The organism is Rhizobium sp. NZLR1 (genome assembly GCF_017357385.1).
GTDB lineage: Bacteria > Pseudomonadota > Alphaproteobacteria > Rhizobiales > Rhizobiaceae > Rhizobium.
This window is the reverse complement of record NZ_CP071633.1, coordinates 668,439-682,234: the sequence shown is the minus strand read 5'-3', so window position 1 is coordinate 682,234 and position 13,796 is coordinate 668,439. Positions and strand designations below refer to the sequence as shown.

Annotated in this window: 11 protein-coding genes; 3 read left to right on the top strand and 8 right to left on the bottom strand. The window is 60.9% G+C overall.

The window, feature by feature from the left end; translation table 11 throughout:
* Nucleotides 1-27: 27 nt before the first annotated feature.
* The 4 genes from J3O30_RS25660 to J3O30_RS25645 form a co-directional block, all read right to left on the bottom strand.
* The gene (locus tag J3O30_RS25660; RefSeq protein WP_207584595.1) at nucleotides 28-1,050 is read right to left on the bottom strand and encodes a LacI family DNA-binding transcriptional regulator; all 1,023 of its coding nucleotides are present in this window, start codon (nucleotides 1,048-1,050) and stop codon (nucleotides 28-30) included.
* A 17-nt stretch (nucleotides 1,051-1,067) separates the two neighbouring features.
* Entirely contained in the window at nucleotides 1,068-1,979 is a 912-nt protein-coding gene (locus J3O30_RS25655) for a carbohydrate ABC transporter permease (RefSeq protein ID WP_207584594.1), read from the bottom strand.
* Nucleotides 1,979-3,097, bottom strand: a complete 1,119-nt coding sequence (locus tag J3O30_RS25650; protein WP_207584593.1) for a sugar ABC transporter permease — start codon at nucleotides 3,095-3,097, stop codon at nucleotides 1,979-1,981. The genes J3O30_RS25655 and J3O30_RS25650 overlap by 1 nt, the downstream gene beginning before the upstream one ends.
* Before the next feature lie 172 nt (nucleotides 3,098-3,269).
* Nucleotides 3,270-4,910: an extracellular solute-binding protein gene (locus tag J3O30_RS25645; protein WP_207584592.1), complete on the bottom strand. Its 1,641-nt coding sequence runs from the start codon at nucleotides 4,908-4,910 to the stop codon at nucleotides 3,270-3,272.
* Nucleotides 4,911-5,247: 337 nt separating this feature from the next.
* Here J3O30_RS25645 and ugpC point away from each other — a divergent pair, with 337 nt between their 5' ends.
* Entirely contained in the window at nucleotides 5,248-6,315 is a 1,068-nt protein-coding gene (gene ugpC, locus J3O30_RS25640) for a sn-glycerol-3-phosphate ABC transporter ATP-binding protein UgpC (protein WP_207584591.1), read from the top strand.
* A gap of 99 nt (nucleotides 6,316-6,414) precedes the next feature.
* Here the strand turns inward: ugpC and J3O30_RS25635 are convergent, their stop codons facing one another.
* From J3O30_RS25635 to J3O30_RS25620, 4 genes are read right to left on the bottom strand one after another with little or no spacing between them, the layout of a single operon-like run.
* Nucleotides 6,415-7,854, bottom strand: coding sequence for a coniferyl aldehyde dehydrogenase (locus J3O30_RS25635; RefSeq protein WP_207584590.1), 1,440 nt, complete (start codon nucleotides 7,852-7,854; stop codon nucleotides 6,415-6,417).
* Nucleotides 7,855-7,875: 21 nt separating this feature from the next.
* Nucleotides 7,876-8,982, bottom strand: a complete 1,107-nt coding sequence (locus J3O30_RS25630; RefSeq protein ID WP_207584589.1) for an NAD(P)-dependent alcohol dehydrogenase — start codon at nucleotides 8,980-8,982, stop codon at nucleotides 7,876-7,878.
* A 34-nt stretch (nucleotides 8,983-9,016) separates the two neighbouring features.
* Nucleotides 9,017-9,841, bottom strand: coding sequence for a p-hydroxycinnamoyl CoA hydratase/lyase (locus J3O30_RS25625; RefSeq protein ID WP_207584588.1), 825 nt, complete (start codon nucleotides 9,839-9,841; stop codon nucleotides 9,017-9,019).
* 45 nt (nucleotides 9,842-9,886) lie between these two features.
* The gene (locus J3O30_RS25620; RefSeq protein WP_207584587.1) at nucleotides 9,887-11,470 is read right to left on the bottom strand and encodes an AMP-binding protein; all 1,584 of its coding nucleotides are present in this window, start codon (nucleotides 11,468-11,470) and stop codon (nucleotides 9,887-9,889) included.
* 216 nt (nucleotides 11,471-11,686) lie between these two features.
* Here J3O30_RS25620 and J3O30_RS25615 point away from each other — a divergent pair, with 216 nt between their 5' ends.
* Together J3O30_RS25615 and J3O30_RS25610 are read left to right on the top strand one after the other, a co-directional pair.
* Nucleotides 11,687-12,172, top strand: a complete 486-nt coding sequence (locus tag J3O30_RS25615) for a MarR family transcriptional regulator (protein ID WP_207584586.1) — start codon at nucleotides 11,687-11,689, stop codon at nucleotides 12,170-12,172.
* 123 nt (nucleotides 12,173-12,295) lie between these two features.
* Nucleotides 12,296-13,702, top strand: coding sequence for an adenylate/guanylate cyclase domain-containing protein (locus J3O30_RS25610; protein ID WP_207584585.1), 1,407 nt, complete (start codon nucleotides 12,296-12,298; stop codon nucleotides 13,700-13,702).
* The last annotated feature ends 94 nt before the right edge of the window (nucleotides 13,703-13,796 follow it).

The window sequence follows — 13,796 nt, the reverse complement described above, 5'->3', positions numbered from 1 at the left end:
TATAATGGCGGCAGTGCCGGCCTTGCTTCAATTTTTATGCCCGGCGACCTTGGGCTGCGCGCACGGGCCACTCGAACCCCGCACGATCAGCGATCCGTCGATCATCTCGTCTCCTTTGCCTGGCGGCTCCTCAAGGAGAAGGCTGACCGCGCGCCGTGCCAGCGTGTCGGCCGGCTGGCGTATGGTTGTCAGCCGTGGCACGACGAGGTTAGCGAGCGAAATGTCGTCGAACCCCGTCACGGACAGCTTGCGCGGCACATCGATCGTGAGGTCGCGTGCAGCGCGCAGCGCGCCGATGGCCTGCTGGTCGCTGGCAGCCGCGATTGCCGTGGGTCGATCCTGTGGTGGGCGCGAAAGCAGGTCGCGGGCAACTTTCTCACCGGACTCATAATCGAATTTGCCGTACGCGATTTCGAGTTCAACTGCCTCGCCGGTCTTTCCAAACAGGTCAATGCGGCTGACAAAGCCCTCTTTACGCATGCGCCCCGCCTCCGTGTCGGGTGGCCCAGCGATGTAGGCGATGTGGCGATGGCCCAACCCATAGAGATGGTCTGCAATTAGCGCGGCAGCTTGCGCATGGTTGGTCGACACCAAGGGAAAGGTGCCGAAGCGCCGGTCCAGCGATATGATTGGAACCGCTCCCTCCAAGGGGAGGCCCGAACCGTCGCTCGAAGCCACCACGATGATGCCGCGCACCGACCGGTCGAGGAACGCGAAAACGTGGCTCTGCTCCGCCTCGCGATCGTCATGCGAACTAGCCAGCATGAGGCTATGCCCGCATTCGAGCGCGGCGCGCTCGACGCTTGCAGCAAGTTGCGCGAAGAACGGATTGGTGATGTCGGGAACGACGAGACCAATGACGTCGGTTTTGCTGGTGCGCAACGCTCTCGCGGTCACATTCGGCCGGTATCCGAGCGCAGAAATGGCGGCGCTGACCTTTTCGCGCAGCACAGGTTTGACCGCGGCTTCGCCCGACAGCACGCGCGAAACGGTGCCCACGGATACGCCCGCATACTCGGCGACATCCTTGACTGTAGGCATCTTTGACATTTTCGAACGTCCCGCAGCTACTTTACCGCTCCCGCGGTCATCCCGGCGATGATATGCTTTTCCAGCATGACGCTGACAACAACCAGTGGAAGGATGCCGGCGGTGGAAAGAGCCGCCATCGACCACCAATTGATGCCCTGGCTGCCCGTCTGGCTGGCAATCATCACCGGCAATGTATTGGTATTGGTGGAAGTCAGCAGCGCGGCGAAAAAATATTCGTTCCAGCACAAGATCAGCGCCAGCAGAAAGGCGGCCACCATGCCCGGCAGAACGAGCGGCACGATGATGCGGGCAAACGCGCCCCAGATCGACAGTCCGTCGACAAGCGCTGCCTCCTCGAGCTCAACCGGAACCGTGGCGAACTGGTCGCGCATGATCCAGACGACAATCGGCAGGACCATCAGTGTATAGACGGCGATCATTCCCACATAAGTGTCCAGCAGCGCCAGTTCCTTGTAGAGAACGAGGAACGGCAGGGCGAGAACGACCGGCGGCATTATGAGCTGCGACAAGAAGAAGAACGAAATGTCGGAGTTGCGCATATGGCCGAACTTGTACGAAAAACGGCTGAGGCCATAGGCCGCGAGCGATCCGAGCACGACCGCAAGAGCCGATGCCGCGACCGAAATGATGACGCTGTTCCAGAGCCTGCGCATGAACTCGTCGCGCACGGTCGAGATCTGGAAAATCGTATCCGGGGAGAGCCCGAGCGAGCGCCAGCCAAGCCAGTTGGGGGCAAAATTGAACCAGGGGATCAGGTTGCCGCGCATGACGTCAGCCGCTGTCTTGAACGAGGTCGAGACCGTCCAGAACAGCGGGAAAATGCAGACAAATGCCCAGGTGACCAGCAGGCCGTAGATGGCGAAACGCATGGCCCACCAACGAATGCGCTGACCGCGCGCGTATTTTTCGAAATCGATCCGAACCATCAGAGCCTTCCTGTCATGCGCTTCACGATACGGTCGGAAATCTTCATCAGCCCGGTCATGCCGAAAACGATGATCACCAGATAGACGAGCGCGAGAAGGGTGCCGTATCCAACATTTGAACGGTCGCGATATTCGCGATAGATGAAACTAGTGACGGAATCGGTCGCCCCGCCGGGACCTCCCGATGTCACCGTAATGATGATGTCGGCGAGCTTGAGCTTGAAGATGATGCGGATCATCACCGCCGTTACCGAAACCGGCAGCATGAGCGGGAAAATCACCTTCCAAAAGCGTTGCCACCTGGTGGCACCATCGACTTCGGCCGCCTCCAGCACTTCCCGCGACAGGCCCTGCAGTCCGGCGAGCAGCATGATCATCATGAACGGAATGAAGGTCCAGGCATCCATAATCATGATCGAAAGCCGCGCCACGAGCGGATCGCCGAAGAAGGAGGGATTTTCCCAGCCGAGCCAGCGGGCGAACCGCGCGACCGGGCCGAAGCGGGTTTCCATCATCGACTTGCCGGCCATCCAGCTCACCGCGACCGGCGACAACATCAAGGGCACCAGAAAGGTGACGCGCCAGAACTTGCGGGCAAGGATTTCCTGATTGAGGAGCAATGCCAGGCCGAACGCGATTGCGTATTCGACGACGATCGCCAGGCAATAAAGGATCATGTTGAGCAGGGCATTGCCATAGAACGGATCGGTGATCATCCGGCGTACATTGTCGAACCCGTTGAAGCGCCGCCCGGCCGAAGAGGCGAGGTTCCAATCAGAAAAGCCGATCCAGAGCGCAAAGATCAGCGGGAATACCACCATCGACACAACGAAAAGCGCGGCCGGTAGAACAAAAAGCGCCTTCTTGCCCGACTCGCCGTAAATGACGACGCGGGTGACGCAGAGAACTGCGGCCCAGAGAAAATAGGCATAAAGTATCGGGCGCCAGTTCGAAAAACCCCAATCGATCCAGCCCAACGCATGGGCACCCTGCAATGCAAATGACGTTACGAACCATATGGCGCTCAGCCACAGAACCGCTTGGCCCCAGAAACGACGGCTCGCGGAAATTGAGCCGGCTTCGACCGTGTGCAGCAGGTCGCCTTCGACTGTCGACATGATATTCCTCGCCCGAACAGAATGGGCGCTGGCGAAATCGTTGCCGATCCGCCAGCGCGCTCACAGCGCCGCGCGTCTGAAAGACGCGCAAAGGACGCTGTACACTTTGAATTGCTGCATAATTTTATCCTCAAATCGATTCCGATTTAAGGAATTATGCAGCAGTCACCGATCAGAGCCCGAGGCTCGTCCGATAAAGTTTCAGCTGGCTATCGCGGCCGATCTGGTCGGTGATCTTTTCCCAGGCGGCCGCAATCGCATCCGCGGTCTCCTGTGCCGACTTGTACTGTCCGGCAAAACCCTTCGCCAGTTCGTCTTCGGCGACGGAGTAATATTGGAAGATGCCGGGGATACGCGGTTCGATAGCGGCGTTCGGGTGGTTGTAGCTATCGACGTTCGAACCCAGATAGTCCTCGATATAGGCGCGGTCGTAACCTGCCTTTTCCCATTCGTCATAGTTGAAGTTGGACTGACGATAGGGTTGGAAGCCGGAGGGATAGGCCGACGTCCACAGAGAAATATCCTTGCCGCCGAGATGGGCAGCAGCAGACCAGGCCGCCTTGCGCTTTTTCTCGTCGCTGGAGACCTGCTTGGTAACGTAAATGCCCCAGCCCAGATAGGCCATGTTAGGCGCTTCGTTATACTTGTCTTCCCACTGCCCGGTCTTGCGGTTGTAGACACGGTTGGAGCCGCGGTTGATGCCGAAGCCGACCACGTCGCCGACGACCGAGGTGTCGGAGGTGCGTGCGCTGGAGCCGACATCGCCCCACCACATCAACATTGCGCCGGTGCCGGCCAGGAACTGCGAGAAGGCTGTGGTGCCGGGATCGGCATTGATCTGGTCGGCTGGATAGGCCTTCGCCGCAATCAGATCCAAGACGTCCTGGATCGCCTGAACCCATGCCGGGTTATTGACCAGCGGCTTCATGTTTTCAGGATCGAAAAGCCAGGCCGGGTCGCCCGGATATTTAGCATAGGCCGTTGCGCGGTTCTCGATGAAATAGAAGCCGAAACCGCCCCATCCCTTGAGGGGATCGAGATAGCCGTAGGCTGGCTGACTGGTCAGCGGATCGGTCTTGCCGATCAGCGCCTGGGAAGCTGCATTCACTTCTTGCCAGGTCTTCGGCGGCTCGGCCATGCCGCTGATCGAGCCTTCGCCGAAGTAATCCTTGCGGTAGGCGAAGGTGTGGCAGTCGCCATCGATCGTCACGCGATAGGTCTTGCCATCCCAGGTGCCGACCGGTGGCTTCAGGTAGCTGACCATGTCGTCCGCCTCGATCTGCTTTGCAACCCAGTCAGGCATCTCGTCCAGAAGCCCGCGTCCGGCGGTGTCGCCTTCGAACGGTGCACCCATCTCCAGGATGTCGAAGTCGACCGTGCCGGTTGCGATCGATTGTTGAAGGCGAGCGTTGTAATCAGCCTGAGCAAGGTCGATCCAGTTGATCTTGGCGCCCGTATAGGCTTCCCACGGCTTCAGGAATCCGCGGAACAGGAAGTTGTGGAGGTTCTGATTGTTGAGCCCCATGAAGGTCAGCTCGACACCGGCGAACTCGCCCTGCTTGACATTGGCCTTGGTCGGACCGAGGCAAAGCTCGCCGACCTTCTGCCAATCTGAGTCCGTCGGCGAGCCCTTGCCGACACCTGGAATTTTCAGGATCTGGGCGCGCAGATCATCGGCAGCAAACGCCGTGCCGGCAATGCCGCCCATCGCGCCAGACAGCCCGAGCAGAGCTGCGGCACTTGCCGTTCCGCGCAAGACGTCGCGGCGACTTGCCTGACGGCGCACCAATGCATCATATATTTCAACTCTCATGCCTTCCTCCTCCATGTTTCGTTGTGCTGCCGCCAGCTGGCCTTGCCGGGCTGGCTCCAGTGCTTTTTTACACTGGCCTCGTGCGGAACTATCTGGTAACAAGAAAATGAAACGTTTCATATCTTGCCTGAAACCGCTCCTCCCGGTCTCGATTTCGAGAATTAGACGGCAGGTGGAAAAAGTCAACAGGAAATGAAACGTTTCATGGAGGAGGCCTGACAGGTAGTTTCAAATCGGCAAAAGGCGGCTCATCGGCCCTCTTGCAGGAAGCACCTGTCGTGAGATGTACGGCCCTTGGGGAGCGCCCGGGGGCCGGCAGAAAGCGAGTGGGAGGCACATGGCTGAGGTCAATATTTCGGGGGCACGCAAGGCCTACGGCGCGTTAAATGTCCTGCATGGCGTCGATATAGAAATCCGCGATGGCGAGTTTGTGGTGCTTGTCGGCCCTTCCGGTTGTGGCAAGTCAACTCTGTTGCGCATGGTGGCAGGGCTCGAAAGCATCACCGACGGCACGATTTCAATCGGCAGAAACGTCGTCAACAATCTCCCCCCGAAGGACCGCGATATCGCAATGGTCTTCCAGAGCTATGCGCTCTATCCGCACAAGACCGTTGCCGAAAACATGGTTTTTGCGCTTCGCCTACAGAAGCAGCCAGCCGACGTTATCAAACAGCGCCTGCAGGCGGCGGCCGAAACACTCGATCTCGTGCCTTACCTCGACCGTTATCCGCGCCAGCTTTCGGGTGGCCAGCGGCAGCGTGTGGCGATGGGGCGGGCCATCGTCAGATCTCCGCAGGTATTTCTGTTCGACGAACCTTTGTCGAACCTCGATGCCAAGCTGCGCGTTCAGATGCGCAAGGAGATCAAGGAACTGCACCAGCGGCTGAAAACCACGACCATCTACGTCACGCATGACCAGGTCGAAGCGATGACCATGGCCGACAAGATCGTGGTGATGCAGGGAGGCAAGGTCGAACAGATCGGCACGCCGCTGAAACTCTACGACCGTCCCAACAACACGTTCGTGGCAACCTTCATCGGCTCGCCGTCGATGAACCTCCTGAAAGGCCGGTACAAGGCCGATGGCGCTATCTTCGTCACCGAGACCGGCGACGAGATCAGTCTTGGTTTCACACCCGAAGCAACAGACGGGCAGTCCGTGCTCCTCGGCGTTCGCCCCGAACATCTGTCGCTCGCCGAACGCGGCTTGAAGGCAACGGTCAGCGTCACCGAACCCACCGGCCATGAAACGATGGTGTTCCTGCGCTACGGGCCGGGCGAACTTGTCGCGGTGTTTTCGGAACGCCATGAGTTCGAGCCCGGGCAAGTCGTGACGGTGGCTCCCCGTACGGAAAAGCTCCATCTATTTGATGCTGGATCGGGCAAGACGCTGCGGCTCGATTAAGCCGCCACGCCTTCGGATAAGGGACGCTTGACGGTACGTCGAATGAACAGGGATCGATGGCCTCGCAAATATGCGGTGCCATCGATCCCTGTTCTGTCGTTACTTGCAGATCGCCGCGGCCAGGAAGCCGCGCATTGCCTCGCCGAAGGGCGGGCGCATCATATATTCCGCTTCCACCATCTTGCTCTGGTGGTAGACGGCGCGCGGATGCGAGAAGGCGAGGAAGCCGAATTTGCCGTGATAAGCGCCCATGCCCGAATGGCCGACGCCGCCGAAGGGTAAGCCTTCCGCCGTGACATGGCTCATGCAATCGTTGACCGTCACCCCGCCGGAGGTCGTATTGTCGAGAACCCGGCGCTCCTCGTCACCATCCTGGCTGAAGTAATAGAGAGCGAGCGGGCGCGGCTTGGCATTGATCCGATCAATGACGTCGGCGATATCGCGATAGGCAATAACCGGCAGCACCGGCCCGAAGATTTCCTCCTGCAGCACGCGCATGTCTTCGGTGGGATCGAGGATCAGGGTCGGCGGTATGCGATGGGCCGATTGCTGGGAGAAATTCTCCGCCGCCGGGTTGATCTCGACGACGCGGGCACCCTTGGCCCTGGCGTCGGCGACCAGGCTCTGGACGCGGGCATGATGGCGGGCATTGACGATCGAGGTGTAATCAGGATTTTCCTTCAGCCCCGGATACATCGCGCCGACCGCCGCGGCCGCATGTTCGGCGAAGGCCGTCACACTTTCCTCGGGCACATAAACATGGTCCGGTGCCAGGCAGATCTGGCCGGCGTTCAGCGTCTTGACGGTCATGACGCGACGCGACGCGTCCGCGAGGTCGGCCGAGCGGCCGATGACGACGGGGGACTTGCCGCCGAGCTCAAGTGTCAGCGGCGTCAGGTTTTCCGCCGCCGCGCGCATGACGTGGTGGGCGATCGCGGTGCCGCCGGTGAAGATCAGATGGTCGAAGGCAAGTGATGTAAAGGCCGTGCCCGTGGCCGGTCCGCCCTGCACGACGGCGATTTCCGTTTCGTCGAAGGCGCCGGCAATGAGTTGCGCCATCAAGGAGGAGGAAGCCGGCGTCACCTCTGACGGTTTGATCATGGCGCGGTTGCCGGCGGCGAGAATGCCGGCAAGCGGCGCAAGGGCCAGCTGATACGGGAAATTCCAGGGGCTGAGTATCCCGACCACCCCCTTCGGCTGATAGACCACTTCGGCCACCGCGTCCGGGAATAATGCCTCGTGCTGCTCGGGCTTCAGCCATTCGGCGAGATGGCCCTTGGCATATTTGAGCGAACCGACGCAGGTGAAGACATCGAGAAGCAGGCTCGCCTCGACGCTGCGGCTGCCGAAATCCTGCGACAGCGCCGCGGCGATCGCATCCTTGTAGTCGACGAGAAGAGCGATGACGCGATCGATGCGATCGGCACGGGTTTGGATGCTTGGTGGCCCTTCCCTCAGGAAGGACGCCCTTTGCCGTTCGAGCAGCGCCTTCATGGCATCGGGACTGGTATCGGTAGCGATTGGGGCGACGGTGTTCATTCTTTCCTCCCTTGAACGGTGTCAGACGGCCGGCTGGCGCACGACCGGTTTCAGCACGATGCCCTTTTCGGCATCCTCCACCGCCCGGTTGATGTCGGCGAAATCATAGAAGGTGACGAGCCTGTCGAAGGGGAAGCGGCCCTGTCGGTGAAGGTCAATCAGCAGCGGGATCAGCACGTCGGGATTGGAATCACCCTCGACGATGCCGCGCACCCGGCGTCCACCGGAGAGAATATGAGTGAGATCGAGCGTCAGCGTCGCGCCATGGGGCGAAGCGCCGACAATGCCGCAGGTGCCGCGCGGCGCCAGCACCCGCACGCACTGGTCGATGACGGCGGGCACGCCGGAGGCATCGATCGCATAATCGACGCCCGCGCCCGTCAGCGCCATGATCGCGGCGACGGCGTCGCTCGCTTTGCCGTTGACGATATCGGTCGCGCCGAGTTCAGTGGCAAGCGCCAGCCGCGCCTCGTTGACGTCGACGGCGATGATGCGCGAAGCGCCGACGATCCGCGCCGCCATGACGGCGGCGAGGCCCACGGACCCCATGCCGAAAACCGCAAGCACTTTTCCCGGTTCGACCTTGAGCGCATTCATGACCGCGCCGGCGCCGGTCTGGATGCCGCAGGCAAGCGGCCCGAGCAGCGCCAGATCGGCATCGCTTGGCACTTTCACGATATTGCGCTCATGACAGAGCGCGTGGCTGGCAAAGGAGGATTGCCCGAAAATATTGCCGTTCACCCGCTCCCCTCTATAGGAGAGCCCGCTCGAACCATCGGCGCGCGAACCGAAGAAATTGCGCGGGAAGAATTCGTGGCAATAGGTCTCCTCGTGATCGTTGCAGCTCGGGCAATGACCGCAGGAATTGAAGGTCATGACCACGTGATCGCCTGGCGCTACCTTGGCAACGCCCGGCCCGACACGCTCGACGATTCCAGCACCTTCATGGCCGAGCACCACCGGCTGCGGCACCGGCAGATGCTGGTCGCGCATGACGATATCGGTGTGGCAAACCCCGGTCGCGACGACGCGAACCAGGATCTCCCCCTCGCGCGGCTCCTCCAGATCGAGGCTTTCCAGCGAAAACGGCATATGCGGCGCACGCGCCACCGCGGCATGAATCTTCATGGTTTCCTCCTCCTGATGATTTGCCCGCGAACCCTCAGCGGCCGCGCTTGTAGGCACCGAGCCCCGGCTGATAGGTCTTGTCGTCGAGGAACTGCTTCAGCCCCTCGTCGCGCCCCTTGGTCTTGTCGAGAAACAGCATCTGCTCCAGCTTGGCGTAGATGTAATCGTCGGCCAGATCCCAGGGCAGGTTGCGCACGCGCTTATAGGTATCCTTGGCGGCCTTCAGCGTCACCGGGTTCTTTTCGAGCAGGCTGGCGCAGATCTTGCGGACCCGGGTTTCAAGCTCGGCCAGCGGCACGGCCTCATTGACCAGACCCATTTCGGCGGCCTTGCGCCCGCCGAACAATTCGCCGGTCATGATGTAGTAGAGCGCGTCGCGATGGCGCATCACCTCGGCGACCGCGCGGGTAACGTTGCCGCCCGGCAGGATGCCCCAATTGATCTCGGAAAGGCCGAAATTCGCTTCCTCGGCGGCGATGGCGAGATCGCAGGAAACCAGCGGCGTGAAGGCGCCGCCGAAGCACCAGCCATTGACCATGGCGATCGTCGGCTTTTCGAAATACATCAGCCGGCCCCACCAGCCGCCGGATTGGCGCCGCGCCTTCAGCGTGGCATCGCGCGGCTTGTCGTCATTGTCGCGGAAATATTCCTTCAGATCCATGCCGGCGGACCAGGACTCGCCGGCGCCGCGCAGGACGAGAACGCCGCAGCGCTCGTCGCCCTCGAGTTCATCGAGCACTTCCATCATCCGGGCGTTCAAAGCCGGATTCATCGCATTGCGCTTTTCAGGGCGGTTCAGGGTCACGAAAGCGATGCCGTTATCGAATTCGACCAGAACCGGCGATTGATTTTCAGTCATGGGTCTACTCCATTGGTTTCGGCATTGAATGCCGGGGCCGCTTCATCAGGCCTGTCGTTGAAGGGTTTCGTCGGAATGCAACCGGCGTAGAACATGTTTCTGCACCTTGCCGGAGGCGGTGCGGGGAATACTCTCGATGAAGAGGATGCGGGCCGGGCGCTTGAAGGCGGAGAGCCTTGCCGCGCAATGGCCGGCAATCTCCTCGCCCGTTGCCGCGGCACCCGGCCGCTGCACGACATACGCGACGCCGCATTCGCCCCACCTGATATCGGGAATACCGACGACCGCGACGTCGAGGATATCGGGATGGCTTGCGAGCGCTGCTTCGACCTCGGCGGGATAAACATTCTCGCCACCGCTGATATACATGTCCTTCAGCCGGTCGACGATCTGATAGAAGCCGTTGGCTTCGCGGCGGCCGAGATCGCCGGTGCGGTACCAGCCGTCGGTGAAGGCGACAGCGGTCTCTTCAGGCTTGTTCCAATAGCCCGGCGTCACCGCCGGCCCGCGCAGCCATAATTCGCCGATCTCGCCTTCCCCGACGTCGCTGCCCTCTTCGCCGACGATACGGATGTCGAGAAGCGGTGCGGGAAGACCGACACTGCCGGGATTATCCTGGACGGCACGCCGGTCGATCGGCACATGCAGCACCGTTCCCGCCTCGCTCATGCCGTAACCGTTGACCAGTGCCACGCCATCGCCGAGATAGCTTTCGATCAACAGCTGGGTCAGCGGCGCGCCGCCGACGAAGAGCGCGTGCAGGCCGGAAAGAGCCGCGGCGCTATAAGCGGGGTCGCCGCGCAGGGCGAGCGCGATCTGCGGCACGGCGAAATAATGGCTGATGGCGCGTTGCCGATCGGCAAGGACTGCGAGTGTGCGCGCCGGCGTGAACCGGTCGGAGACGACAAGCGTGCCGCCCAGCATCAATGTTGTGCGCGCCACGGCGATCAGGCCGATCGTGTGGAAGAACGGCAGGTCGCACAAAGCGACCGATCCCGGCCCTATCTCGCCGACGAAGGAAAAATTGACGGCAGCAAAGAAGGCGTTGCTGCGGGTGATGACGACGCCCTTCGGCTGGCCCGTCGTGCCCGACGTATAGAGCAGGACGCAAGGCTGATCCGCATCGACGGGCACGGGCTCCCCCGGGAGGCTCGCCTCGATCCGCGCGGCAAACCCGCCCGGGCCATCGGCCGTCGCGATCACCGTCATCTGGGGATCAACGTCCGCAAGGCTTGTCACGGCTGCCGAAAACTCTTCGTCGTGGACTAGGAGAGCCGGCGTGCAATCGGCAAGGATCGGCCGAAGCTCGGCGGCATTGAGGCGCCAGTTAAGCGGCACGTAGATGGCGCCGGCGCGCTGGCAGGCAAAGGCAAGCACGAGCGAATCCATCGAATTGCGCGCCAGCATGGCGACACGCGCCCCGTCCCGCCGCTCTCCCAGCATATCGCGGAGGAAACCGGCGCAGCGGGCAATCCGCACATCGAGTTCGGCATAGGTCAGCTGCCGGCCGGTGGCGATCTCGAACAGAGCCCGACGATCCGGCGCGACGCGGGCGCGGTAGAGGATCGGATCATCCTTCACCAGTCCGCAATCCGCCGAAGAAGCCATCCCGGAAAAGGAATGCACCATTTTCTCCTCCCATGCCCGCCGCTCCTCCGCCGCAGGCATCAAATTTGTATGCAACACATACTAATATCTTTTTCCGACGAGATGCAAGAGGCTGTTTTTCGGCAAATCCGAGCCTTCGGAGGATCGCGGGAAAATATCCCTGCTGCCGCCAACAGGGATATTGACTAACCCGCTGATTTTGATGGTTATGATCCCCGAACGAAACGAGAGCGAACGATGCGCACAAAACCCCCGCCGGAGGATGTCGAAGCCGAGGAGGCCTCCTTTACGCCGCCGCTCGACGTCGGTCGGCTCGGCGATCTCCTGGGCTTTCATCTGCGCATGGCGCATGTCGCGATCTATCGCGACTTCGCTGAAACCATGGAGGAGCTTCGGCTGACGCAGAAGCAGCTCGCAGTGATGGAACTTGTCGCGGGCAATCCCGGCGTATCGCAGATCGACCTTGCCAATACGCTCGGCACCGATCGCGCGACCATGATGGCCCTCGTCAATCGGTTGGCGGCCCGTGACTTCATCGAGCGCCGTCCTTCCGCGGCAGATCGCCGGCGCCAGGAACTGCATCTGACGGAGGCGGGACGCGCCACGCTCGCGCGGGCACGCGCGCTGATCGCCATGCATGAACAGCGCTTCATCGAGCTGTTTTCGCCGGACGAAATGGATGCGCTGTTGGCCGCGCTGAAGCGGATCTATAAGGGGGGCTGAAACCCGCTTCCGCTTGTGAAGCAAGCAGCATTTAAGCCCATAGATTTCTATTGGGAAACTCCCGTGTTATGATCCCGGCCCTGGCGTTGTCCGCCGTGGGTTATGCACACGGAGACTTGTCTCATGAGTGAAATGGACGGGCTTTTTGCCACATTGCGACAGGCGGCTGACCCGCAGACGGTCGAGTGTATAGAAAACGTCGTCATGCATGGCTCGGATCGCGATCTCAATCGCATCAATGCGCTCGCCTTCGCCAAGACGCATCATCTCGATGAAGAGAAAACGATCGCAGCGCTTCTGCATGCAGCCCGCATAGGGGCGTTCGAGATGACCTGGAATGTCCTTTGCCCGGGATGCGGCGGAGTTCTTGACAGTGGCGCAACTCTCAAAGGGGTCGTCCATGAGACGTACCATTGTGCGCTTTGCGCCGCCGGATACGAACCCACCCTCGACGAGATGGTCGAGGTAACGTTCACAGTCAGTCCACGCGTTCGCAGGATCGCTGCCCACGACCCCGATCGGCTGACTCCGCTTGAATACTACCGCCAAATCTTCTTCAGCTCCGGCGTCGACTTGCCGGAGGATCTGGAAGCGAAGTTCGCCCGCATCATGTTGGAGATGATCGAGTTGGCTCCGGGCGAGAAGGCTTTCGTCTCACTGCAACTGCCGGCGCAATTCGTCATCATCTTCGATGCGGTAACGCACTCGGCGCAGTTCATCGACGTGAAGGGTGAGCCCACCGACGAACGTCAAAACCTCTCAATGGTCATCAGTCGGGGGCATGCGCTGAACGAAACGGTCACGCTGCGTCCCGGCTTGCTGCGGCTGACCCTTGAAAACCACACCGATAGCAGAGTCGTACCAAACGTTTGCATCGCTGGAGATGACCTGCACGATCTGCTGGGTAGCAGGCGCGCTTTTCTGACCGCTAAACGTCTGCTGACGAACCAGAGTTTCCGCGACATCTATCGGACCGACACGCTCGACGTCGACCAGCGCCTCAAAATCACCAGCCTGACTTTCCTCTTCACCGACCTGAGAGGCTCGACTGCTCTTTACGAGCGCGTCGGAGATCTTGCCGCTTTCGATCTGGTGCGGGCGCATTTCAGGGTTTTGCACGAGATCGTCGCCGCGGAGGCCGGAGCGGTGGTCAAAACCATAGGCGATGCCGTGATGGCGACCTTTCCGAGCCCGGACCGCGCAGTGGCGGCCGCACTTCGGATGCGGGAGGAGATGCTTCGTCTAAATGCCGAACACGGCAGCGACGATCTCCTGCTGAAGATCGGCATCCATGAAGGACCATGCCTTGCAGTCAACCTGAACGACCGGCAGGACTATTTCGGCCAGACCGTCAACATCGCTTCCCGCGTTCAGGGCCTTGCCGATCCCAACGTGATCATGACGACGGAAGCGATTGTCGGGGATGCCCAGGTTTCGGAGATCCTGCGTGACAGCGGCATAAAATCCGCCTCCCGGATGGCGGAACTTCAGGGCATCGGGCGGGAAGTCAGAATTTTTGCCCTGTCGTGAGGTTGGTCTGCTCTTCGAGGTCAAGTGAACGTCAGCAGTTTCCGCTACGGTCCATTGCGGACTTTCATTGGGCAATCTGTGTTTGGCAGCTTCG